Annotated in this window: 25 protein-coding genes; 24 read left to right on the top strand and 1 reads right to left on the bottom strand. The window is 42.0% G+C overall.

The window, feature by feature from the left end:
• From dnaK to mtaB, 5 genes are all read left to right on the top strand, one after another.
• Positions 1-1,839 carry a molecular chaperone DnaK gene (gene dnaK, locus C6W21_RS07625; protein WP_106049860.1) on the top strand — a complete coding sequence of 613 codons (1,839 nt, stop codon included), beginning with the start codon at positions 1-3 and terminating at the stop codon, positions 1,837-1,839.
• Between the two features lie 165 nt (positions 1,840-2,004).
• Positions 2,005-3,138: a molecular chaperone DnaJ gene (gene dnaJ, locus C6W21_RS07620; protein ID WP_106049859.1), complete on the top strand. Its 1,134-nt coding sequence runs from the start codon at positions 2,005-2,007 to the stop codon at positions 3,136-3,138.
• A gap of 22 nt (positions 3,139-3,160) precedes the next feature.
• A complete protein-coding gene (prmA, locus tag C6W21_RS07615; protein WP_106049858.1) occupies positions 3,161-4,096 on the top strand; it encodes a 50S ribosomal protein L11 methyltransferase in 936 nt (311 codons plus the stop codon).
• A gap of 23 nt (positions 4,097-4,119) precedes the next feature.
• Complete coding sequence (locus tag C6W21_RS07610) at positions 4,120-4,890, top strand: 16S rRNA (uracil(1498)-N(3))-methyltransferase (RefSeq protein WP_106049857.1); 771 nt, start codon at positions 4,120-4,122, stop codon at positions 4,888-4,890.
• A complete protein-coding gene (mtaB, locus tag C6W21_RS07605) occupies positions 4,890-6,248 on the top strand; it encodes a tRNA (N(6)-L-threonylcarbamoyladenosine(37)-C(2))-methylthiotransferase MtaB (RefSeq protein ID WP_106049856.1) in 1,359 nt (452 codons plus the stop codon). Before C6W21_RS07610 ends, mtaB begins: the two co-directional genes overlap by 1 nt.
• Before the next feature lie 40 nt (positions 6,249-6,288).
• On the opposite strand, the gene C6W21_RS07600 is transcribed toward mtaB, so the two are convergent.
• A complete protein-coding gene (locus C6W21_RS07600; RefSeq protein WP_106049855.1) occupies positions 6,289-7,218 on the bottom strand; it encodes a Na/Pi symporter in 930 nt (309 codons plus the stop codon).
• A gap of 182 nt (positions 7,219-7,400) precedes the next feature.
• Between C6W21_RS07600 and rpsU the strand changes: the two genes are divergently transcribed.
• The 19 genes from rpsU to C6W21_RS07505 all read left to right on the top strand — a co-directional run bounded on the left by rpsU (position 7,401) and on the right by C6W21_RS07505 (position 24,189).
• Complete coding sequence (gene rpsU, locus C6W21_RS07595; RefSeq protein WP_003152957.1) at positions 7,401-7,574, top strand: 30S ribosomal protein S21; 174 nt, start codon at positions 7,401-7,403, stop codon at positions 7,572-7,574.
• A gap of 14 nt (positions 7,575-7,588) precedes the next feature.
• Complete coding sequence (locus C6W21_RS07590) at positions 7,589-8,038, top strand: GatB/YqeY domain-containing protein (RefSeq protein ID WP_041086254.1); 450 nt, start codon at positions 7,589-7,591, stop codon at positions 8,036-8,038.
• A 141-nt stretch (positions 8,039-8,179) separates the two neighbouring features.
• Positions 8,180-9,493 carry an NfeD family protein gene (locus tag C6W21_RS07585; RefSeq protein ID WP_106049854.1) on the top strand — a complete coding sequence of 438 codons (1,314 nt, stop codon included), beginning with the start codon at positions 8,180-8,182 and terminating at the stop codon, positions 9,491-9,493.
• Between the two features lie 26 nt (positions 9,494-9,519).
• Positions 9,520-10,512 (top strand): flotillin-like protein FloA, encoded by a 993-nt coding sequence (gene floA / locus C6W21_RS07580; protein ID WP_034661354.1) that lies wholly within the window; start codon positions 9,520-9,522, stop codon positions 10,510-10,512.
• Between the two features lie 31 nt (positions 10,513-10,543).
• Positions 10,544-11,041 carry a hypothetical protein gene (locus tag C6W21_RS07575; RefSeq protein ID WP_106049853.1) on the top strand — a complete coding sequence of 166 codons (498 nt, stop codon included), beginning with the start codon at positions 10,544-10,546 and terminating at the stop codon, positions 11,039-11,041.
• Positions 11,042-11,249: 208 nt separating this feature from the next.
• Positions 11,250-11,531: a sporulation protein YqfC gene (gene yqfC / locus C6W21_RS07570; protein ID WP_106049852.1), complete on the top strand. Its 282-nt coding sequence runs from the start codon at positions 11,250-11,252 to the stop codon at positions 11,529-11,531.
• An 18-nt stretch (positions 11,532-11,549) separates the two neighbouring features.
• Positions 11,550-12,740: a sporulation protein YqfD gene (yqfD, locus tag C6W21_RS07565; RefSeq protein WP_106049851.1), complete on the top strand. Its 1,191-nt coding sequence runs from the start codon at positions 11,550-11,552 to the stop codon at positions 12,738-12,740.
• A 3-nt stretch (positions 12,741-12,743) separates the two neighbouring features.
• Positions 12,744-13,703 (top strand): PhoH family protein, encoded by a 960-nt coding sequence (locus C6W21_RS07560; RefSeq protein WP_034661351.1) that lies wholly within the window; start codon positions 12,744-12,746, stop codon positions 13,701-13,703.
• Positions 13,704-13,817: 114 nt separating this feature from the next.
• Positions 13,818-15,929, top strand: a complete 2,112-nt coding sequence (locus tag C6W21_RS07555; RefSeq protein ID WP_411266026.1) for an HD family phosphohydrolase — start codon at positions 13,818-13,820, stop codon at positions 15,927-15,929.
• The gene (gene ybeY, locus C6W21_RS07550) at positions 15,930-16,409 is read left to right on the top strand and encodes an rRNA maturation RNase YbeY (RefSeq protein ID WP_012010615.1); all 480 of its coding nucleotides are present in this window, start codon (positions 15,930-15,932) and stop codon (positions 16,407-16,409) included. It begins immediately after the preceding gene.
• The gene (locus tag C6W21_RS07545; RefSeq protein ID WP_044139413.1) at positions 16,387-16,773 is read left to right on the top strand and encodes a diacylglycerol kinase family protein; all 387 of its coding nucleotides are present in this window, start codon (positions 16,387-16,389) and stop codon (positions 16,771-16,773) included. Before ybeY ends, C6W21_RS07545 begins: the two co-directional genes overlap by 23 nt.
• 113 nt (positions 16,774-16,886) lie before the next feature.
• Positions 16,887-17,285, top strand: a complete 399-nt coding sequence (locus tag C6W21_RS07540; RefSeq protein WP_034661347.1) for a cytidine deaminase — start codon at positions 16,887-16,889, stop codon at positions 17,283-17,285.
• Positions 17,278-18,183, top strand: a complete 906-nt coding sequence (gene era, locus C6W21_RS07535; protein ID WP_060596663.1) for a GTPase Era — start codon at positions 17,278-17,280, stop codon at positions 18,181-18,183. Before C6W21_RS07540 ends, era begins: the two co-directional genes overlap by 8 nt.
• A 148-nt stretch (positions 18,184-18,331) precedes the next feature.
• Complete coding sequence (locus tag C6W21_RS07530; protein ID WP_003217288.1) at positions 18,332-18,475, top strand: YqzL family protein; 144 nt, start codon at positions 18,332-18,334, stop codon at positions 18,473-18,475.
• A 35-nt stretch (positions 18,476-18,510) separates the two neighbouring features.
• The gene (gene recO / locus C6W21_RS07525) at positions 18,511-19,281 is read left to right on the top strand and encodes a DNA repair protein RecO (RefSeq protein WP_106049849.1); all 771 of its coding nucleotides are present in this window, start codon (positions 18,511-18,513) and stop codon (positions 19,279-19,281) included.
• A 330-nt stretch (positions 19,282-19,611) separates the two neighbouring features.
• Positions 19,612-20,499: a glycine--tRNA ligase subunit alpha gene (glyQ, locus tag C6W21_RS07520; protein ID WP_106049848.1), complete on the top strand. Its 888-nt coding sequence runs from the start codon at positions 19,612-19,614 to the stop codon at positions 20,497-20,499.
• On the top strand, positions 20,492-22,537 hold the full coding sequence (gene glyS, locus C6W21_RS07515) for a glycine--tRNA ligase subunit beta (RefSeq protein ID WP_106049847.1): 2,046 nt from the start codon (positions 20,492-20,494) through the stop codon (positions 22,535-22,537). Before glyQ ends, glyS begins: the two co-directional genes overlap by 8 nt.
• Positions 22,538-22,703: 166 nt before the next feature.
• Positions 22,704-23,342, top strand: coding sequence for a transcriptional regulator CcpN (gene ccpN / locus C6W21_RS07510; protein WP_024423017.1), 639 nt, complete (start codon positions 22,704-22,706; stop codon positions 23,340-23,342).
• Positions 23,343-23,367: 25 nt separating this feature from the next.
• Complete coding sequence (locus C6W21_RS07505) at positions 23,368-24,189, top strand: pyruvate, water dikinase regulatory protein (protein WP_008342399.1); 822 nt, start codon at positions 23,368-23,370, stop codon at positions 24,187-24,189.
• The last annotated feature ends 115 nt before the right edge of the window (positions 24,190-24,304 follow it).

Genomic DNA, 24,304 nt, shown 5'->3' with positions numbered 1-24,304 from the left:
ATGAGTAAAATCATTGGGATTGACTTAGGAACAACAAACTCATGTGTTGCAGTACTTGAAGGCGGAGAGCCAAAAGTCATTGCAAACGCTGAAGGAGCACGTACAACACCATCTGTTGTCGCTTTTAAAAACGGAGAGCGCCAAGTTGGTGAAGTAGCGAAACGCCAATCAATTACAAACCCGAACACGATCATGTCTGTTAAAAGACATATGGGTACAGACTATAAAGTAGAAGTTGAAGGCAAGAACTATACACCGCAGGAAATCTCTGCAATCATCCTTCAACACCTTAAAACTTACGCTGAAAGCTATCTTGGCGAAGAAGTGACAAAAGCTGTTATCACAGTTCCTGCTTACTTCAACGATGCAGAACGCCAAGCAACAAAAGATGCTGGTAAAATTGCTGGTCTTGAAGTAGAACGTATCATCAACGAACCAACAGCAGCTGCACTTGCGTATGGTTTAGATAAAACAGAAGAAGATCAAACGATTCTTGTATACGACCTTGGGGGCGGTACATTTGACGTGTCAGTTCTTGAGCTTGGAGACGGCGTCTTTGAAGTACGCTCAACTGCTGGGGACAACCGCTTAGGTGGAGACGATTTTGACCAAGTCATCATTGATCACCTAGTAGCTGAATTCAAAAAAGAAAACGGCATTGACCTTTCTAAAGATAAAATGGCGCTTCAGCGTTTAAAAGATGCTGCTGAAAAAGCGAAAAAAGATCTTTCTGGTGTATCATCTACACAAATTTCACTGCCATTTATCACAGCTGGAGAAGCAGGTCCTCTTCACCTTGAATTAACGCTAACGCGTGCTAAATTCGAAGAGCTTTCTGCAGAGCTTATAGAGCGTACAATGACACCTGTACGTCAATCATTAAAAGATGCTGGTTTATCTGCTAGCGAGATTGATAAAGTCATCCTTGTTGGTGGATCAACTCGTATTCCTGCAGTACAAGAAGCAATCAAAAAAGAAACAGGCAAAGAGCCTCATAAAGGTGTAAACCCTGATGAAGTCGTTGCTCTTGGTGCGGCTATCCAAGGTGGAGTCATCACAGGAGATGTCAAAGACGTTGTTCTTCTTGACGTAACACCACTTTCTTTAGGAATTGAAACAATGGGCGGCGTATTCACGAAGCTGATTGAACGTAATACAACAATTCCAACAAGTAAATCTCAAGTATTCTCAACGGCTGCTGACAACCAAACAGCGGTAGACATCCATGTCCTGCAAGGTGAGCGCCCAATGGCAGCAGATAACAAAACATTAGGCCGCTTCCAATTGACTGACATCCCGCCAGCACCACGCGGCGTACCGCAAATCGAAGTATCTTTTGATATCGATAAAAACGGTATTGTCAACGTACGTGCGAAAGATATGGGTACAGGCAAAGAACAAAACATCACAATCAAATCTTCTTCAGGTCTTTCTGATGATGAGATCGAAAAAATGGTGAAAGAAGCAGAAGAAAATGCTGAAGCAGATGCGAAGAAAAAAGAAGAAATCGAAGTGCGCAATGAAGCTGATCAATTAGTGTTTACAACTGAAAAAACATTAAAAGATCTAGAAGGCAAAATCGATGAAGAGCAAGTGAAAAAAGCAAACGATGCGAAAGATGCACTAAAAGCTGCGATCGAAAAAGGCGAGCTTGAAGACATCAAAGCGAAAAAAGATGAGCTGCAAACAATCGTTCAAGAACTAACGACAAAGCTCTATGAAGAAGCTGCAAAACAAGCACAAGCTCAGCAAGAAGGCGCTGAAGGTGCTCAAAAAGCAGATGACAATGTAGTGGATGCAGAATACGAAGAAGTAAACGACGAACAAGAGAAAAAATAATCACCTTTACTTTTGAAAAAGACTGCTGAAACGTACTCGTCAGAAAGTCAAAGTCAGGATCTCTTGGCTTTGACTTTTTTTCTTTTCAAAGATGAAAGGAATTGAAAAAGGTCAAATTAAAATGATACAATCGTATTTATGTGAGAAAATCGGGAGTGTGAAGAGATGAGTAAGCGTGATTACTATGAAGTGCTTGGCGTGAGTAAGAGCGCCTCAAAAGACGAGATCAAAAAGGCATACCGCAAGCTTTCAAAAAAGTATCACCCTGATATTAATAAAGAAGCTGGCTCAGATGAGAAATTCAAAGAAGTAAAAGAAGCCTATGAAACCCTATCTGACGATCAAAAACGTTCGCAGTATGACCAGTTCGGTCATACCGATCCAAACCAAGGCTTTGGCGGCGGTGGTTTTGGCGGTGGAGGAGACTTTGGCGGCTTCGGCGGCTTTGATGACATCTTCTCTAGTATTTTTGGCGGCGGAGCCAGAAGAAGAGATCCAAATGCACCGCGTCAAGGAGCAGACCTGCAATATACAATGACGCTTTCATTTGAAGAAGCGGCATTTGGGAAAGAAGCAACGATTGAAATCCCTCGCGAGGAATCATGTGAAACATGTCATGGATCAGGGGCAAAGCCTGGGACAGAAGCGAAGACTTGTTCACATTGCGGCGGCTCTGGTCAATTAAATGTTGAGCAGTCAACTCCGTTTGGTAAAGTGGTCAACCGCAGAGTATGTAACTACTGTAGCGGAACAGGAAAACAAATCGATCACAAATGTTCTACATGCGGCGGCTCTGGTAAAGTGCGTAAGCGTAAGAAAATCAATGTGACGATCCCAGCAGGTGTTGACGATGGTCAGCAGCTCAGAGTGTCTGGTCAAGGGGAACCAGGTGTAAATGGAGGACCTCCAGGCGATCTATTTGTTGTGTTCCATGTGCGTGCGCATGAATTCTTCGAACGTGACGGAGATGACATTTACTGCGAAATGCCGCTAACCTTTGCGCAGGCTGCATTAGGGGACGAAATTGAAGTGCCAACACTACACGGTAAAGTAAAATTGAAAGTCCCTGCTGGCACACAAACTGGAACGAAGTTTAGACTCAAAGGAAAAGGTGTGAAAAATGTACGCGGCTATGGCCAAGGCGATCAGCATATCGTCGTACGAGTCGTCACACCGACAAATTTAACAGACAATCAAAAAGATATCATCAGAAAATTTGCTGAAGTGAGCGGAAATAAACCGGACGAACAAGAAATGAGCTTCTTCGATAAGGTAAAACGCGCATTTAAAGGCGAGTAAGACGGATAAGGAGTTGGTAGTATTGAAGTGGTCAGAAATTAGCGTCCATACAACAAATGAAGCGGTGGAACCGATCACCAATATTTTGCATGAAGCAGGTGCAAGTGGTGTCGTGATTGAGGACCCGCTTGATTTAGTGAAGGAACGTGAAAATGTATACGGTGAGATCTACCAGCTCGATCCGAATGACTATCCTGATGAAGGGGTCATCGTCAAAGCCTATCTTCCAATGAACAGCTTTTTGATGGAAACGGTAGATGAGATCAAAGAAGCCATCAACAATCTTCTTCTATACGATATTGACCTTGGACGAAACACGCTGTCTATTTGTGAAGTAAATGAAGAAGAATGGGCCACCGCATGGAAGAAATACTATCATCCTGTGAAAATCTCTGAAAAATTCACCATCGTTCCAACATGGGAAGAATATACACCGGTTCATTCTGATGAACTGATTATTGAAATGGACCCTGGAATGGCATTTGGAACAGGGACACATCCAACAACCGTCCTTTGTATCCAGGCACTTGAGCGCTATGTGAAGGAAAACGATACGGTGATTGATGTTGGAACAGGCTCTGGGATTTTAAGTGTGGCAGCAGCGATGCTTGGTGCAAAGGACATTCAAGCCTTTGATCTCGACACCGTTGCGGTTGAAAGTGCGAAGCAAAACATCGAGCTAAATGGTGTAAGTGAACAAGTGGCGGTCAAACAAAACAACTTACTTGATGGGATTTCAGGTGAACGTGATGTGATCGTCGCCAACATCCTCGCAGAAGTGATTTTGCGCTTTACAGATCAAGCCTATGACTTATTGAAAAAAGATGGCTATTTCATTACATCAGGCATCATTGGACAAAAGAAATTACAAGTCAAAACAGCATTAGAAGAAGCGGGTTTTGACATTGTTGAAGTGCTGTCAATGGAAGATTGGGTCAGCATTATAGCGAAAAAATAAAGCGAGTAGGTGTCAGGACACGTATGCAACGATATTTTATCGACCTCACGAAAGAAGAAGTGATCGCAAAGGGAACTATCGTCATCAAAGGTGAAGATGTACATCACCTTTCCAATGTCATGCGTATGAAAGCAGGACAGGAAATCCTTTGCTTAACGACAGACGGCTTTGAAGCGCTCAGTAAAATTGATACAATAACAAAGGAAGAAGTGATTTGTCGCCTTGAAGACTGGACAAATCAGGACAGAGAACTTCCGGTAAGAGTAACAATTGCAAGCGGTCTTCCAAAAGGAGATAAGCTTGAGCTGATTATCCAAAAAGGCACAGAGCTTGGCGCAAGTGCATTTATCCCGTTTCAAGCGGCTCGTTCTATTACAAAGCTTGACCAAAAGAAGTCACATAAAAAACGAGAACGCTGGGAGAAAATTGCGAAAGAAGCAGCTGAGCAGTCCTACCGGAATATCATTCCTCGTGTTTTTCCAGTATCAACGTTTAAAGAGATGACTCAATTAGCTGGTGAATTCGATAAATGTGTCGTTGCATACGAAGAATCATCGAAAGAAGGAGAGCAAAGCCGCTTTCAAACTGTGCTCCAACAGATGAAAGGTGGACAAACCTTGCTAGTGGTTTTTGGCCCTGAAGGCGGTTTGGCAGAAAAGGAGATTGAAGCGCTTGAAACGCTTGGTGCAGTCATTTGCGGGCTCGGACCACGCATTTTAAGAACGGAAACAGCTCCTCTTTACGCGCTTTCTGCTATATCTTATCAAACAGAGTTATTAAGAGGTGAATCATGATGGGAACAGTAGCGTTCCATACACTTGGCTGTAAGGTCAATCACTATGAAACAGAAGCAATCTGGCAGCTGTTTAAAGAAGCTGGCTATGAAAGAAAAGAGTATGAATCAAAAGCAGACGTATATGTCATTAATACATGTACGGTCACGAATACAGGCGATAAGAAAAGCCGCCAAGTCATTAGAAGAGCCATTCGTCATAACCCAGATGGTGTCATTTGTGTAACAGGCTGTTATGCGCAAACATCTCCAGCAGAAATCATGGCGATTCCTGGCGTTGATATTGTCGTGGGAACACAAGACAGACATAAATTACTCGGGTACATTGAAGAATACCGCAGAGAAAGACAGCCGATTAATGGGGTTGGCAATATCATGAAAGCGCGCGTGTTTGAAGAACTCGATGTTCCTGCCTTTACAGACAGAACACGTGCGTCATTAAAAATCCAAGAAGGCTGTAACAATTTCTGTACATTCTGCATTATTCCTTGGGCTCGCGGACTTCTTCGTTCTCGTGATCCGGAAGAGGTCATCAACCAAGCGCAGCAGCTTGTAGATGCCGGTTATAAAGAAATTGTATTAACAGGTATTCACACAGGTGGATACGGAGAAGACTTAAAGGATTATAACTTTGCAAAGCTTCTGAAAGAATTAGATGAACGTGTCATCGGTTTAAAACGAATCCGTATTTCATCTATCGAAGCAAGTCAAATTACAGATGAAGTGATTGAAGTGCTTGATCAGTCAGATAAGATTGTCAGACACCTGCACATCCCGCTTCAATCTGGCTCAAACACTGTACTTAAAAGAATGCGCCGTAAATATACGATGGAATTCTTTGCAGAGCGTTTAACAAAGCTGAAAAAAGCATTGCCAGGTCTTGCTGTCACCTCTGATGTGATTGTTGGATTCCCTGGAGAAACAGAAGAAGAGTTTTTGGAAACGTACAATTTTGTCAAAGACCATCAATTCTCTGAACTGCACGTATTCCCTTACAGCAAACGTACAGGTACGCCAGCTGCAAGAATGGAAGATCAAGTGGATGAAAATGTGAAAAACGAACGCGTCCACCGCTTGATCGCTCTTTCTGACCAGCTTGCGAAAGAATACGCATCAGCTTATGAAGGAGATGTCCTAGAGATTATTCCGGAAGAATCCTTCAAAGAACAAGAAGGAAAGCACAACCTTTATGTGGGATATACAGATAACTATATGAAGGTTGTTTTTGAAGGAACAGAGGACATGATCGGCCGTTTGGTCAAAGTGAAAATCACGAAAGCGGGTTATCCTTATAACGAAGGACAATTCGTTCGCATGAGCGATGATGTGCAAACAGACAAAGTGAGAATGACCTCATAATCAATAAAAAACCGGCTGCCAAAAAGGGCAAGCTGGTTTTTTATTTTGACTGATTCGGTAAAAGACATAAAATCAATGTGTGAAAAGGGCGAATGAACGGGAAGAAAAGCAAAGAGCTTGCCACATTAAACAGAAGGCTGAAATGCGCAATTTGCTGGGCTGGAGCGTTTGCAAGAAGGGCGACGAATTCTGTAATGAGGGCAAGAAATGGCAGGCATAAAAGCACCCCAAGCACATTAAATACAACGTGTGCATAAGCCGTTTGACGTGCTGCATAGCCTCCAGAAATGGCAGCCATGACGGCTGTAATACATGTCCCAATATTAGAACCTAACACAAAGCTGATTCCTTCCTGAAGCCCAACAGTTCCTTCATTCATAAACCCCATTAAAATGCCGATACAGACGGAGCTCGAATGAACAATCGCTGTGAAAATGGTACCCGAAAGCAGCGCCGTCCAGTCAGAGTGCTGCATCATTTCAAGAAAGCGTAATGTCTCAGGCTGACTTGTCATCATACCCGCAATTTTAGAAAAGCCTTGAATACAAAAAAAGATCATCCCGAGCCCAAATACACTTTTTCCTGCATGCCTAAAAGATTTTCTGCCAACTATGATGCATATCAGACCAGCTAGGATCAAGACCCACATGAAAACATCCATTTTAATGGCTATAAATTCTGTTGTAAACGTGGAGCCAATATTGGTGCCAAGAATCATTGGAATGGATTTTTTAAAAGAGAGAATGCCTGTACTGACAAAGCCGATCACAATGACCATAAACGCTGAACTGCTTTGAAGAATCCCTGTAAATACAATGCTGACCAAGAATGCTTTTACTGGGTGATCTGTAAAGAGAAGAAGTGATTTCTCAATACGAGACGACGCAAGCGCCATTAATCCTTTTCTCAGCAAACCCATTGACCATAAAAAAATGAAAATAAGTGCACAAAAATAAATGATCGCCATCATAGAAAAGTCCTCCTCTTACCAATGAATATATGGACTTGTCTACCTGCTCATGACGAAAATATATTTCCAAATCACTTAGTTGACCTCACACTAGGCTTATATTATAATGTCTAGGTACATGTTTTGCATGTATATCTTTTTTTAATGCAGTCGATTGGTGTATTCGGAGGGAGGGAAAGAGAATGTCAAAAACGGTCGTTAGAAAAAACGAATCGCTTGAAGATGCTCTTCGTCGCTTTAAACGCAGTGTATCCAAAACTGGAACATTGCAAGAAGCAAGAAAGCGTGAATTTTATGAAAAGCCTAGCGTAAAGCGTAAGAAAAAGTCTGAAGCTGCTAGAAAACGTAAATTCTAAAGAGGGTGGATTTTATGAGTCTTCTTGAGCAATTAAATTCTGATATGAAGCTTATGATGAAAAACCGTGAGAAAGACAAGCTTGTTGTCATTCGTATGGTAAAGGCTTCGCTCCAAAATGAAGCAATTAAGCTTAAGAAAGACAGTTTGACCGGCGATGAGGAACTAACCGTCCTTTCCCGCGAGATTAAGCAACGTAAAGACTCCCTCCATGAATTTTCGAAAGCTAATCGCTTAGATTTAGTAGATAAAGTTCAAAAAGAGATTGACATCTTAGACGTTTATTTACCTGAACAACTTTCTGAAGAAGAACTGCAAACGATCGTGAAGGAAACGATCGCTGAAACAGGTGCTTCATCGAAGGCTGATATGGGTAAAGTCATGAGCGCTATTATGCCAAAAGTAAAAGGTAAAGCTGATGGTGCTGTCATTAACAGACTTGTCAGCGAGCAGCTGTCTCAATAAAAAAGTATCCTTCTATTGTTAGAAGGGTACTTTTTTTATACCTTCATCATTCTGTCATATAAAAATGAAACCTATGATACATTTGTAACGTATGTAAAGGAACGGTAAAATGGAAGGTAGAGAGGAGGGATTACCAAATAGATGAAAAAAATAAAAATTTCTATTGCTCTCTTCAGTTGTTTTATAATATGCTTATTATTAGGGGTTCAATTGACCGCGAAATCAGTAGATCAGAAAGTTCATGTTATCCCAATTGAAGATACAGTAGAAAAAGGACTTTCTAAGTTCATTGAACGGTCGTTTGAGCAGGCAAAGTCGGAGCGAGCAAAACATATTATTCTCGACATTAATACACCAGGTGGTGCAGTCGATGCGGCGCTTGAGATCGCAGATACCATTCGTGCGTCTGATATCCCAGTGACAGCGTATGTAAATCATAGAGCGCTTTCAGCCGGGGCATTCCTTGCACTGAGTGCCGATGAGATCTATATGACCCCAAATGGAAAGATGGGGGCTGCTGCGATCATTGACGGAGAAGGCAATGCTGCCGATCAAAAGTCTGAATCTTTGTGGCTTGCTGAAATGAGTGATGCTGCCGAAAAGCAGGGGCGTGATCCAAAGTATGCACTTGCAATGGCAGATGTAGATATAGACGCAAAAGAAGCTGGTGCACCAAAAGGGGAATTGCTCACCTTCAACACAGATCGTGCGCTTCAATTCGGTTATGCAGAAGGGGAAGCGAAGAATATGGATGACTTGCTTCAGAAGCTGAAGTTAGCAGACGCTTCTGTTCAATATGATGAGGTGAGCTTTGCTGAAAAGGTTGCGCGCTTTCTCACACACCCAATCGTCATTCCAATCCTTTTATCCATTGCAAGCTTAGGGTTAATCGTTGAGCTCTATTCACCCGGCTTTGGGGTTCCAGGGACTATGGGTGTTACAGCGCTTCTTTTATTCTTTTATGGTCATCTCGTGGCAGGATTTGCAGGATACGAGACCTTGTTCCTGTTTTTAGCGGGAATTGCGCTCATTATCCTTGAATTGGTATTGCCAGGGGGAATCGTAGGTGTCATTGGACTGATCTGTGTTGTTGGCAGCTTATTTTTAGCAGCTGGCAGCTTTACAGAAATGGCGATTTCCATCTTGATTGCCACTGCTGTTTCAATCATAGCAGTGATTATATTGACAAAGGTGTTGGGGAAACGTATGAAGTTCTTTAAAAAGTTTATTTTAACCGATTCAACAAACAAAGAAAGTGGTTATGTCTCCAATGAAACAAGAGAGGATCTTGTTGGACAGACCGCTGTTACATTAACAGCACTTCGCCCATCTGGGACGGCTGTACTCGGAGATGAGCGCATTGACGTTGTGTCAGAAGGTGCGTTTATTGACAAGGATGAACAGGTTAAAATTGTGAAAGCGGAAGGCTCACGCATTGTCGTGAGGAAAGTATAGATAACTGATTTTATAGGAGGAATAAAATGGATCCATCTACTTTACTATTATTTGTGATTATCGCAGCAGGTCTGATCGTTCTATCGATCTTCTTCACCTTTGTACCGGTGATGCTGTGGATTTCTGCCCTAGCGGCTGGCGTTAGAGTAAGCATTTTTACACTTGTGGGAATGAGACTTCGCCGAGTGATTCCAAACCGAGTGGTCAACCCGCTCATCAAAGCACATAAAGCAGGTCTTGATGTGACGATTAACCAATTAGAAAGTCACTACCTTGCAGGTGGTAACGTTGACCGTGTTGTGAATGCATTGATCGCGGCTCAACGTGCGAATATCGAATTGAACTTTGCACGCTGTGCAGCGATCGATCTAGCAGGCCGTGACGTACTTGAAGCTGTACAAATGAGTGTAAACCCTAAAGTCATTGAAACACCATTTATCTCTGGTGTGGCAATGGACGGGATTGAAGTAAAAGCAAAAGCACGTATTACAGTTCGCGCAAACATCGAACGACTTGTCGGCGGTGCAGGGGAAGAAACAATCATTGCTCGTGTAGGTGAAGGAATTGTTTCTACAATCGGTTCATCAAATAATCATAAAAAGGTTCTTGAGAACCCTGATATGATTTCACAAACAGTTCTTGGTAAAGGATTAGATTCAGGCACTGCGTTTGAAATTCTCTCGATTGATATCGCAGATGTTGATATCGGTAAGAACATCGGGGCGATTCTGCAAACAGACCAAGCAGAAGCAGACAAAAACATTGCACAGGCAAAAGCGGAAGAACGCCGCGCGATGGCTGTTGCCCAAGAACAAGAAATGCGTGCGAGAGTTGAAGAAATGCGCGCGAAAGTCGTAGAAGCAGAGGCTGAAGTACCACTTGCAATGGCTGAAGCACTACGTGAAGGCAATATTGGAGTTATGGACTACATGAACATTAAGAATATCGATGCTGATACGGATATGAGAGATTCATTTGGTAAAATGACAAAAGGTCCATCTGATAATGAAAACAAATAAGCATCCTCTCACGCTTTAAGGAGGGAGCCCATTGGACATTCTATTTGAAAATCCATTACTAATTGCGATTATCATCGGTATTATCTCTGCTGTCTTTGGGAAAATCGGCAAACAAGAGGAGAAGGAACAAAACAACCGGCAACATAAGCCGGCTCCTCAGAATAAGCCGATCCCACAAAAGAAAGCAGAACAAACAAGCCCGAACCCGGTCATAAAAGACCAGTTGGACGATTTTGGTGATGTACATGATCATGGCGGGATGAAGAAACAAGGTTCACAGTCCTTAGAGGATCGTTATACCGCTACACTTGCCGAAATGGAAGAAAGAAAAAGCGAGCTGAATAAAGAGTTCAAATCTCTTGAAAGGCAGCTGACCAGACCGGAAGCTTCTGCTGTGGAAATAAAACCGCACGTCATTGACAAGCTTAACCAAAATACTGTTGTTCAAGGCATGCTACTTGGTGAAGTATTTGGAGAGCCGCGTGCGAAAAACCCGCACAGAACGATGAAACGGCCATATAAAAGATAAAGAAGAAAGTCCCCTTTTGATAAAGGGGGCTTTTTTTGTGGTCTGATGGTGCTTTTTTAATAAGCAAAATGATGAAACGGCTGTTTTGCGGGATTCATTAGCATGATCTGAACCGCTGAGGAATAGGATGATATAGAGGCTTTCTCACCAGTCTCACCATCTTTCAGTTTGATCTCATACACATGGGGCGGGAAGGGGTTCTTATTGAATGGGAAAAAGAAAAAATCGACTTACAGCATGGCTGACAAGAACACTTGAAATCCCTCCAGACGTCATGATGGATCTTCCCCGTATTACGATGGTTGGCAGACTCCATATTTACATAGAGAACCATAAAGGGCTTTTGCTTTTCAGTGATCAAGAGGTAAGGCTGATGCTCAAACAAGGACAATGCATTATTTCAGGAAAAGACTTTGTGATTAAAACGATTTTGCCAGAAGAGATCTTATTAGAAGGGAAAATCGATGAGGTCCGTTATATTGATTCTTAACTGACGGAGGGGAGAAGTGTGAAGAATAAATGGTTCGCCTATTTTATTGGCAGAGTGGAAGTGGAGATCAAGGGAAACGGCATTGAGCGGCTCATCAATGAGTGCACGAGACAGGGGATCACAATGTTTCAAGTGAGCCGCCGTCAAGACAGCGTGCGCTTATTTATTCGCTTATCAGATGTACATGCCTTCAGAAAAGTACAAAGACATCATGAGGTAACATGTTCATTTCATCAAAAGAAGGGATTTCCGTTTCTTCTCCTATGGTCAAGGAAGAATATTGGGTTTACCCTTGGAATTGTATGCTTTCTAGTGACGATATTGGCGCTTTCAAACATGGTGTGGAAAATTGATATTAAAGGAGCCAATCCAGAAACTGAACATCAGATGAGAAAGCATTTAGACGAGATAGGGGTGCAAAAAGGCCGCTTTCAGTTTCTAATGGGGACACCTGAAAAAATTCAAAAATCACTGACAGCCAATATTCAAAGCATTACATGGGTCGGCGTTGAACTAAACGGTACAACATTTCAAATGAAAGTTGTGGAAAAAAATGAGCCGGAAAAAGAGAAATACACGAGTCCTCAGCACATCGTTGCCAAGAAGAAGGCTGTCATCACGAGAATGTATGTGGAAAAAGGGGAGCCGCTTGCCGCAGTTGATGAACATGTGAAGAAAGGGCAGATGCTCGTCTCTGGCCTCATCGGCAGCGAAGAGCAGCAAAAAACGGTCGGCGCTAAAGCGAAAATTTATGGTGAAACGTGGTATCGTTCTGAAGTTTCTGTCCCTCTTCGAACATCTTTTGATGTCTTTACGGGTAAAATGAAGACAAAGCACAAGCTCTCCGCATTTGGAGGTTCAATGCCATTTTGGGGCTTTTCCTTTAAAAAGGATGATTTTAAGCAGCCAAAAACAGAAACAGAAGTTCACCCACTTCATTTCTTAAACTTCCAGCTCCCATTTTCCTATGAAAAAGAAATGACACGCGAAAGTGAAAAAATAAATCGGACATACACAAATAAAGAAGCCGTTCAAGCAGGGATTAAAATGGGTAAAAAAGAATTAGAAGAGAAGCTAGGTCAAACAGGAGAGGTGAAAAGTGAAAAAGTTTTGCACGAGACAACAGGGAATGGTAAAGTTAAGTTAATCATCCTTTACCAAGTAATAGAAGATATTGTTCAACCAACACCTATCGTTCAGGGAGACTAGAGAATGACAGAACATTTACTTGAAATTCAACAAAAATTAGATAGCCCAAACGAAGCGATTGCTTTATTTGGAAATCAAGATGCTTATCTGAAGCTGATGGAAAACGAGCTGAATGTCTCCATTATTACACGCGGAGAAAAAGTGTATGTTTCTGGTCAGGAAGCATCAAGAGATACAGCGAGCCGTCTGATTACATCTCTCTTACATCTCATCCGAAAAGGAATTGAGATTTCTGAACGGGATGTCGTCTATGCCATTAAAATGGCGCAAAAAGACAAGCTCAATTATTTTGAAAATATGTATGAAGATGAAATTACGAAAAATGCAAAAGGAAAGTCAATCAGGGTAAAAACCATTGGCCAACGGGAATATGCTGCGGCGATGAAAAAAGATGACCTGGTCTTTGGAATTGGGCCAGCTGGAACAGGGAAGACGTATTTGGCAGTCGTCAACGCGGTACATGCACTGAAAAATGGACATGTGAAACGGATTATCCTGACAAGACCAGCTGTTGAGGCAGGAGAGAGTCTTGGCTTTTTACCAGGTGATTTAAAGGAAAAAGTAGATCCCTATTTAAGACCACTATATGATGCCTTGCATGATGTGCTTGGCAGTGATCATACGGAACGTTTAATCGAGCGCGGTGTGATTGAAATAGCGCCTCTTGCCTACATGAGAGGACGGACACTCGATGATGCATTTGTTATTTTAGATGAAGCGCAAAATACAACGCCTGCCCAAATGAAAATGTTTTTGACGAGACTTGGGTTTGGCTCTAAAATGGTCATTACAGGAGATATTACACAGATTGACCTGCCAAAGGGCATGCAGTCTGGCCTTGCAGCTGCAAAGGACATGCTTGCAGAGATCAAGGGCATTTCATTTATTGAGTTAGACCAGACAGATGTGGTCAGACACCCGCTTGTGGCGAAGATCATCGGAGCATACGAAAAGCAAAAATGAACTTAGTGACCCGATCGTCTTCATCGGGTCATTTTGTTTCGATCGTGGTTTAAAGTAAAAAAGGAGGTACTTTCCTTGAGAAAGAATCAGAAAGACAGTAAGCGCAAAAGACTGCTGTCTAAAAAAGAACCTCAGAAAATGGAGCGCTCACGTTATTTAAATGTTTTGCTATACGCTGGTTTAGCAGCCATTCTATTCGTGGTGCTCTTCTTCCATGTAAAGCCTGAATCGCTCGACTTAGATTTATTTTCAGTGAGCGAACAGACCATCTATTCTCCATCAACCGTCGATGATCAAGAAGCGACAGAAGAAAAGAAGCAAGAAGCAACAGATCAAGTAGAGGATCAATATACACTCAAAAAAGCGTATTCTGACAATCGTGTTGACCTCATCTCCTCCCTTTTCGAAGCCATTAAGGAAGAGAAGAAAGCAGCTGATGAAAAAGAAAATCCGCCATCAGATAAAGAAATGGTCAAGCGTGTCAAGGAAAAACTCACATCAGATATGCAGGAGGCTGTTTCAGACCAATCCATTAAAGCATTGCTTCAGGCAAGTGACGAAAATCTCTCTTTCACTAAGGATTCCATCATCACAGTGGTGAATTCACTGATGAGTAAAGAAATCACAGCAGCGAAATTACAAGATGAGAAAAAACAAGTGAAAACAGAGCTTGAAAATAATTCAATTCCGTCAAAATACTTAAATGCAGCGAAAGAAATCGGTGAATTTGCGATCATTCCAAACTATGTATTTGATCCAGTGGCTACAGAGAAGAAAAGACAAGAAGCCGCTGATAATATTCAGCCGGTTCAGATTAAGCAAGGGCAAATCTTAGTCGAAGAAGGAGAGCTTATCGACCGAGAAGTGTATCGTAAATTAGAACTGACAGGCCTCTTAAACAGCTCCAATTTGATTAAACCTGTAAGCGGTCTTATGATATTGATTGGTCTATTCTTAGCAGCGATTATTCATTCACTTGAAACGAGGAAAAAATCGCTTGTTCATAAGAATAAGTCGCTTCTGCTCTACTCGCTTATTTTCACCATTATTTTAGTTATCATGGAAGTATTCAGTCTTTTCCAGGAAACGAAGTATACGACGATAGGTTATGTGGTGCCAGTGGCACTTGGCACGATGCTGATCAAGCTGCTTATCAATGAGCGGCTAGCGATCTTCTCTGGCCTTGTATTTGCTCTTTGCGGCAGTATGATGTTTAATCAAGGAGTAACCGGCGTCTTTAACTATGTGATCTGCGCTTATTACCTTGTGAGCGGGATGGCAGGCATTTTATTTTTGAGAAAGCATAATGCACGTTCAAAAATATTGCAGGCAGGGCTTTGGGTCGCTTTGGTGAATGTGCTTGTGGTTCTATCCATTACGCTAATCCAAAACTCCTCACCATCAGGGCTTGAAATCGGTGTGAACCTCATGATGGCGATTGTGTCAGGGTTTGCATCATCTATTTTGGTCATTGGGTTAATGCCTGTGTTTGAGAGTATGTTCGGCATCCTTTCAACAATGAAGCTGATTGAATTATCAAACCCAAATCATCCGTTGCTTAAAAAGATTTTAACAGAGACACCAGGTACATATCATCATAGTGTCATGGTGGCAAATTTAGCGGATGCTGCATGTGAAGCAGTCGGAGCAAACGGTCTTTTAGCAAGAGTTGGCGCTTATTATCATGACATTGGGAAAACGAAAAGACCGCAATACTTTATCGAAAACCAAATGAACATTGATAATCCGCATGACAAGCTTTCTCCTCAGCTAAGTAAAAATATCATTATTGCTCATACGACAGATGGAGCTGATATGCTGAGAGAAAAGAAGTTTCCTGAAGAGCTTGTCGATATTGCCGAACAGCATCACGGAAAGTCACTGTTAAAGTTCTTTTACTATAAGGCAAAAGAGCGTGATGATCATGTGACAGAGGAAGAATTCCGTTATCCTGGGCCAAAACCGCAATCAAAAGAAGCGGCGATTATTTCTGTAGCGGACAGCGTTGAAGCGGCGGTACGATCGATGCATAATCCAAATCCAGAGCGGATCGAAAAGCTCGTCAAAGGCATTATTTCAGATAAAATGCAGGATGGGCAATTTAGTGAATGTGATCTGACATTTAAAGAATTAAATATTATTAGTCAAACAATTTGTACAACATTAAAGGGGATTTTCCATTCTCGGATTGAATATCCAGATGCCCCGAAGCAGAAGGTGAAGTAAATGACATTGTTAATCGATTTAATAGATGAAACAGGACAAGTATCAAAAGAGCAGCTTGAAGAAGTGGAAAAGCTTCTTCAGTTCGCTGCTGATGCCCTTGAGGTCAAAGATCAAGCGGAGGTATCAGTGACGATCGTCTCGAATGAAGAGATTCATCAAATCAATAAAGAATACCGCGGAAAAGACGCACCAACGGATGTGATCTCCTTTGCACTTGAGGAAGAAGGAGAAGGAGAAATTGAAATCATTGGTGCTGATGATATTCCGCCTGTACTTGGTGACATCATCATTAGTGTGGATCGTACGAAAGAGCAGGCAGAGGAATATGGACATTCCTTTATGAGAGAGCTTGGATTTCTCACCATTCATGGGTTTCTTCATTTGCTCGGGTTTGATCATATGACAGAGGAAGATGAAAAAGAAATGTTCGCCAAACAGACAAAGATCTTGGATGATTATGGCCTTTCAAGATCTTCGTAAGAAAAGAAGGCCGCTTGCCCGTTTTTTTCGGAGTTTTTATTATGCATTTAGAGGAATATGGCGAACTTTCTTGAATGAACGGAATTTTCGATTTCACACAGTCGCAGCCATCATCGTGGTGATCTGCGGCTTTTGGTTTCACATTGAACCATTTGAATGGATGATTGTTTTGCTTTTATGCGGGGGGATGTTTGCGCTTGAACTTGTCAATACAGCCATTGAACATACAGTGGACCTGATGACAGAAGAGAGGCACCCGCTTGCTGAGAAAGCGAAAGACGCTGCAGCAGGCGCTGTTTGCGTTTACGCCGCGATTTCGGTTATGATTGGGTTGATCATCTTCTTACCGAAGATTATGCAATAGAACAATATTACTATTTATTAACATTTTTAGAAATGGGCGTGAAAATGTCACGTGAATTATGTAAAATATAAATGTGACAGTGGGTCCATTTCTTCTGAAAGTGGGAACTAGGAATGAACAAACAAGAGTTGATTTCAGAAGCAGTTAAAGCAAGAGATTTTGCATATGTACCCTATTCAAAATTCAAAGTCGGTGCAGCATTGTTGTCGAATGATGGAAAAGTGTATGGCGGCTGCAACATTGAAAATGCAGCGTATGGCATGTGTAACTGTGCGGAAAGAACAGCACTTTTTAAAGCCTATTCAGAAGGCATCACATCGTTTCAAATGCTAGCGGTAGTGGCTGATACAGACCGGCCTGTTTCGCCGTGCGGCGCATGCAGACAGGTCATTTCAGAGCTATGTGCACCTGATATGCCAGTGATTCTAACGAACTTAAAAGGACATATATACGAAACAACAGTAAACGAACTATTGCCAGGCGCATTTTCACCGGAGGATTTAAATGACTAACGAAAGCTTCAAATCAGGATTTGTATCAATTATTGGAAGACCAAATGTAGGAAAATCAACCTTTCTTAATCGTGTTATTGGACAAAAGATCGCCATCATGAGTGATAAGCCCCAAACGACACGAAACAAAGTGCAAGGTGTCTTAACAACAAACACGTCACAAACGATCTTTATCGATACACCAGGGATTCATAAACCTAAGCATAAGCTTGGTGACTTTATGATGAGAGTGGCTACAAATACACTGAAGGAAGTTGACCTGATCTTGTTTATGATCAATGCACAGGAAGGCTATGGCAAGGGTGATGAATTCATCATTGAACGACTAAAGCAAACATCTACACCGGTATTCCTAGTCGTCAATAAAATTGACCAAATTCACCCAGATGAGCTGTTCCTTTTAATTGATGAATACCGCACACGTTATCCATTTAAGGAAATTGTGCCAATTTCAGCTCTTGAAGGAAACAACATTGACACGCTTCTTCAGCAGATTGAAGGTTATCTTCCTGAGGGCCCTCAATTTTACCCAGCAGATCAAGTAACAGATCATCCAGAGCGGTTTATTATTTCTGAATTAATTCGTGAAAAAGTGCTGCATTTAACGAGAGAAGAGATCCCGCACAGTATTGCAGTTGCGATCGAATCAATTAAGCCAGATGAAAATGGCAAGATCCATGTTGCGGCGACCATTGTCGTAGAACGTGATTCACAAAAAGGGATCGTCATTGGTAAACGAGGCAGCTTATTAAAAGAAGTGGGACAAAAAGCGCGCAGAGATATTGAAGCGCTTCTCGGCTCAAAAGTGTATCTGGAGCTTTGGGTAAAGGTTCAGAAGGACTGGCGTAATAAATCCACTCACCTTCGTGACTTCGGATTTAGAGAAGACGAATATTAAAAAATCGCTGCTGTTGTCATTAAATCTGACAATGGTGCGGTTCGATTAGTAAAAATTGTTTATCATGAAATGGAGGTAGCTTGGTCAAGATAAAATTAATATGTTGGATGTAGCGTTGCTGCTTCTAATAAAGAAAGGTGGGGTTTTTATGTTGAATTTTACATGGAACGTATTTTCACAAACAGGAAGCGTTGACACGTATCTGCTTTTCAAAGAGTTAGAAAAGGAGAACCTGGAAAGACCCGATGTACTTGAAGAAGAGATAGCACGATTTGATTTTCCAATCTTATAATTCTTGACCCCCTCCAATGCTCGGAGTGTAGACAAATGCTCATTAAAAGTGAAGGAATCGTCCTTAGAACAACAGATTATGGCGAAACAAACAAAATTGTCACGCTGCTCACTAGAGAACATGGGAAAATAGGTGTGATGGCAAGAGGCGCAAAAAAATCAAACAGTCGCCTGTCAGCCATAAGCCAGCCGTTTTTATACGGAACTTTCCTGATCCAATCATCAACAGGACTTGGAACGCTCCAGCAAGGCGAAATGATTGAAAGTATGCGGACCATTCGGGAGGATTTATTTCTAACCGCATATGCCGCATATATGACAGAGTTACTCGATAAAGGCACAGAAGAAAAAAAGCCAAACCCTTATTTGTTTGAGCTCCTGCTTCAATCTCTGCGTCATCTTAATGAAGGCACAGATGCTGATATTATCTTATTTATCGTAGAGGTTAAAATGTTATCAGTGATGGGGATGAAGCCCGAACTTGATCAATGCGTTCATTGTGGTCAAAAAGAAGGGCAGTTTCATTTCTCGATTAGAGATAACGGCTTCATTTGCCAAAATTGCTTTTCTAAAGATCCGTATAAACTGCCCTTATCTCCAGCAGCTGCAAGGCTGCTCCGTTTGTTCCATTATTTTGATTTATCAAGGCTCGGTCAGGTGGATGTGAAACCACAGACGAAACAAGAAATTCGTCAAGTGCTCGATCACTACTATGACGAGTATTCAGGCCTTTATTTGAAATCAAAAAAATTCATGAATCAGATGGAATCCATGAAAAAGCTAATGGACGGGGAAAACAAAAGTTGACATCTTCCATGACTTTTTGTAAGATCATCTAAGATAAAATATGTTGCATTGACAGAAAGAAGTACTTGCGCAGAAACCATGAAAAGCGACCTTAGGGCGGTGTGAGCTAAGGATGGAGGCGTAACGAAAGGCATTCTTGAGCAACGTAAAACAAAGCGGCTGGATGCTACGACACCAGCAAATAGGGTGGAACCGCGGGAAAAACTCTCGTCCCTATGTTTGCAAGGAGCCTTGCGAGCATAGAGACGGGAGTTTTTGTGTTCTTTTGCGGGGTTCTAGTCCGACCCGCCATACATAGCGGATGGTGTAGAAAAGATGGAGGTGCGATCATTGAATATTCAAGACATGATTTTGACGCTGCAAAAGCATTGGTCAAATGAAGGCTGCGTATTAATGCAGGCGTATGACACAGAAAAAGGTGCCGGAACGATGAGTCCATACACGTTCCTGCGAAGCATTGGCCCGGAGCCGTGGAAGGTAGCATATGTAGAGCCTTCAAGACGCCCGGCTGATGGCAGATATGGAGAAAACCCAAATAGATTGTATCAGCATCATCAATTTCAAGTGATCATTAAGCCGTCACCTGACAATATTCAAGAACTGTATCTTGATTCATTGAAAGCACTTGGTATTGACCCGCTGAAACATGATATTCGTTTTGTGGAAGATAACTGGGAAAACCCATCTCTTGGCTGTGCAGGACTTGGCTGGGAAGTATGGCTTGATGGGATGGAAATTACACAATTCACGTATTTTCAGCAAGTCGGCGGCTTAGAATGTAAGCCTGTTTCCGTTGAAATCACATACGGTATAGAACGTCTTGCTTCCTACATCCAGGACAAAGAAAATGTCTTCGATCTTGAATGGACAGACGGATTTACGGTCAGAGATTTATTCTTAATGGCTGAATATGAGCACTCTGTTTATACATTTGAAACATCTAATACTGATATGCTGTTTGAGTTATTTACGACCTATGAGAAGGAAGCGCATAGCCAAATGGACAAAGGGCTTGTTCATCCGGCATACGATTATGTGCTCAAATGCTCTCATACGTTTAATCTGCTCGATGCAAAGGGCGCGATTTCTGTTACCGAGCGAACTGGCTATATCGGAAGAGTGCGCCAGTTAGCCAGAAAAGTAGCCAAAACATATTATGAAGAACGAGAAAAATTGGGATTCCCTATGTTAAAAGAGGAGGCGGCTTCTCATGAATAAACAAGATGTATTACTCGAAATCGGCTTAGAAGAGATGCCGGCTCGCTTCATGCCAGAAAGCACAAAGCAGCTAGGTGAGAAAGTAAAAGCATGGTTTGAAGCGCAAAATATTTCATTTGAAGACGTTGCTTTATTTAACTCACCAAGACGTCTTGCTGTACTCGTGAAAGGTGTCGCAGAAAAACAAGAAGACATCAAAGAAGAAGCAAAAGGTCCGGCTAAAAAGATCGCGCAAGATGCGGAAGGCAGTTGGACAAAAGCAGCGGAAGGCTTTGCCCGCGGACAAGGTGCCTCAACAGCTGATCTCTATTTTAAAGAGATCAAAGGAGTGGACTACGTCCATGTCCAAAAGTTTCAAGAAGGAAAGCAAGTCAAAGACCTTCTGCCAGCTTTAGGGGAGATCGCCGCCTCATTAAGTTTTCCAAAGAACATGAGATGGGGAAGCAAAGATTTACGCTATATCCGTCCGATTAAATGGATTGTGTGTTTATTTGGAGAGGAGATTGTACCTGTGGAAATTGCCGGGGTGAAAAGCGGTCGTGAGACAAGAGGACACCGTTTCCTTGGTAAGGCAGCCACTATCGACTCGCCTGCTTCTTATGAGCAAACATTGCGCGATCAATTTGTCATTGCAGATTCAGATAAAAGAAAACAAACCATTACCGAGCAGCTTAATGCCCTATCTTCAGAAAAAGGATGGGTGATTCCTGTTGATCCTGAGCTTCTAGAAGAAGTCAACAATCTTGTAGAATACCCAACGGTGCTGTCTGGCTCCTTTGAAGAAGAGTTCCTTGCATTGCCGGAAGAAGTATTAGTGACCACAATGAAAGAGCATCAGCGCTATTTCCCTGTGAAAAATGAGCAAGGGGAATTATTGCCGCACTTTATTACGGTCAGAAATGGAAACAGTGAGGCGCTTGAAAATGTCGCAAGAGGGAACGAAAAAGTACTTCGTGCGCGTTTATCAGATGCTGCATTCTTCTATAAAGAAGACGAAAAACTAGTTATTGAAGACAATATTAAGAAGCTTGATAAGGTTGTATTCCATGAGAAGCTTGGCACAATTGGCGACAAGCTAAAGAGAGTGACAGGCATTGCAACCCGTCTAGCAGCGCATGTCGGTGCAGATGACGAAACGACAAAACGAGTGGCAAGAGCAGCAAGTATTTCGAAGTTTGACCTTGTGACTCAAATGGTCTATGAATTCCCAGAATTACAAGGAATCATGGGCGAGAAATATGCAAAAGCACTTGGCGAACATGAAGAAGTGGCAAAGAGCATCAACGAACACTATATGCCGCGATTTGCCGGTGATGAGGCGCCGTCCACTTTGATTGGTGCGATTGTGGCAGTAGCAGATAAGCTTGATTCTATTTGTTCCTTCTTCTCAATTGATGTCATTCCAACGGGCTCTCAAGACCCTTATGGACTGAGAAGACAAGCGAGCGGTATCGTTCAAATCCTGCTCGATCGTCATTGGAATATTTCATTTAAAGAGCTTTTGGCACTTGCTCAAGTAGAGGAAGAACATGAAGCTGCTCTGATTGAATTTTTGACACACCGTTTAAAATATGTCCTCCAAGCAGAGCATATCCGTCATGATGTTGTCGATGCAGTGCTGGATGTTAAAAATATTGAACCTTATGCAGTCGTGAAAAAAGCAGCTGTTCTTGAAGAGAGCGTGAAACAAGAAAGCTTCAAAGAAACAGCAGAAGCATTAGGACGCGTCATTTCAATCAGTAGAAAAGGAGAAGACGCAGAGATTCAGCCTGAGCTGTTTGAAAATGAGCATGAGCAAAAGCTATATGAGGCGTATCAGCAAGTAGAGACAGCTGTCAAGGAACATGTAGCAGCAGGGCAATACAGCGCAGCACTTAAGGCGCTTGATACGTTAAAAACACCGATTGTTCATTATTTTGATCACACAATGGTTCATGCAGATGATGAAAAGCTGAAGAGAAATCGATTGGCGCAAATGGTCAAACTAGCCAAAGTCATTCAATCATTTGCGAATATGAACAATTTAATTGTAAAATAAATACCTAAGAACGGTTGCCTTTTTCGAAGGGCAATCGTTTTTTACTCAATTAATTCACGGTTTTTGAGTGGATTTTTGTTTCATTCGGACAAAGATGCGCTATAATATGATGAGTTATGAAAATGATATACATAAAGTAAAGATTCGCTCTCTCTATTTAAAGGTGGTGAGTACAATCGAGTTAAATAAACGGCAAGAGCAGATTTTACAGATTGTCAAAGAGAATGGTCCGATCACTGGAGAGCATATCGCCGATCGGCTGAACTTAACTAGGGCGACCCTCAGACCGGATTTAGCCATATTAACGATGTCAGGCTTTTTAGAAGCAAGACCAAGGGTCGGCTACTTTTTCACAGGGAAAACAGGTACGCAGCTTCTAGCAGATAAGCTGAAAAAACTTCAAGTGAAAGATTTTCAATCCATTCCAGTGGTGATACATGAGAATGTATCAGTTTATGATGCGATTTGTACGATGTTTTTAGAGGATGTGGGCACATTATTCGTTGTGGACGATCACTCTATTTTAACAGGCGTGTTGTCAAGGAAAGACCTCCTTCGCGCAAGTATTGGAAAACAGGAGCTTCCATCGATCCCTGTCCATATTATTATGACAAGAATGCCGAACATCACCGTTTGCCGCAAGGAAGATTTCATTATGGATGTGGCGAAGCACTTGATTGAAAAGCAGATAGACGCACTTCCTGTTATAAAAGATACGGATAAAGGCTTTGAAGTGGTCGGCAGAATTACGAAAACAAACATGACGAAAATACTTGTTAGCTTATCGGAGAATGAAATAATCTAATTACAGAAGACTGCGAGGGGATGTTATGAGTAATCGCGTAATTTTTGTGGTATCAGATTCAGTAGGAGAAACGGCAGAGCTCGTAGTCAAAGCGGCACTTAGCCAATTTGATGGCGGCTCATCAGACCATTCAAATATTAGAAGAATTCCATATGTAGAGGATGTCGGTACGATTAAAGAAGTCATTTCACTAGCGAAAGCAGATAACGGAATCGTCTGCTTTACGCTTGTTGTGCCAGAAATGCGCCAATTCTTAATTGAAGAAGCAGAAGCAAACGGCGTCGTTTATTATGACATCATCGGCCCGCTCATCGATAAAATGGAGACCGCTTATGGAAATGAAGCGAAACATGAGCCGGGGCGTGTACGTCAATTAGATGAGGACTATTTTAAAAAGGTGGAAGCCATTGAGTTCGCAGTGAAGTATGATGACGGCAGAGACCCGAGAGGCATTCTAAAGGCTGATATTGTGCTCATCGGTGTGTCACGCACGTCCAAGACACCACTATCTCAATACTTGGCGCATAAACGGCTGAAGGTAGCGAACGTTCCAATTGTTCCTGAAGTAGATCCGCCAGAAGAGTTATTTTCAGTTGATCCAAAGAAATGCATCGGTCTGAAAATCAGTCCAGACAAACTAAATCATATTCGTAAAGAGCGTTTGAAATCTCTAGGTTTAAATGATCGCGCGATTTATGCGAACATTGAACGGATTAAAGAAGAACTAGAGTATTTTGAAAAAGTGGTGGACCGCATTAACTGTCAAGTCGTTGATGTATCGAATAAAGCAGTTGAGGAAACAGCAAATGTCATTCATCAAATGCTGACCAAAAGAGGTTCCGAATAAACTCAGGATGCTCCTCCTGGGTTTTTCCTATGGTGGGAAACGGGTAAACAAAAACAATAGCATATTTGCTGCATTTGTATTATAATAAAAAATTGTGATAAAATGATTGATTTTA

This window comes from Bacillus sp. NMCN1, assembly GCF_002998085.1.
Classification (GTDB): domain Bacteria; phylum Bacillota; class Bacilli; order Bacillales; family Bacillaceae; genus Bacillus.
Note: the sequence above shows the minus strand (reverse complement) of the source record. Positions and strands in the feature narration are given on the sequence as shown.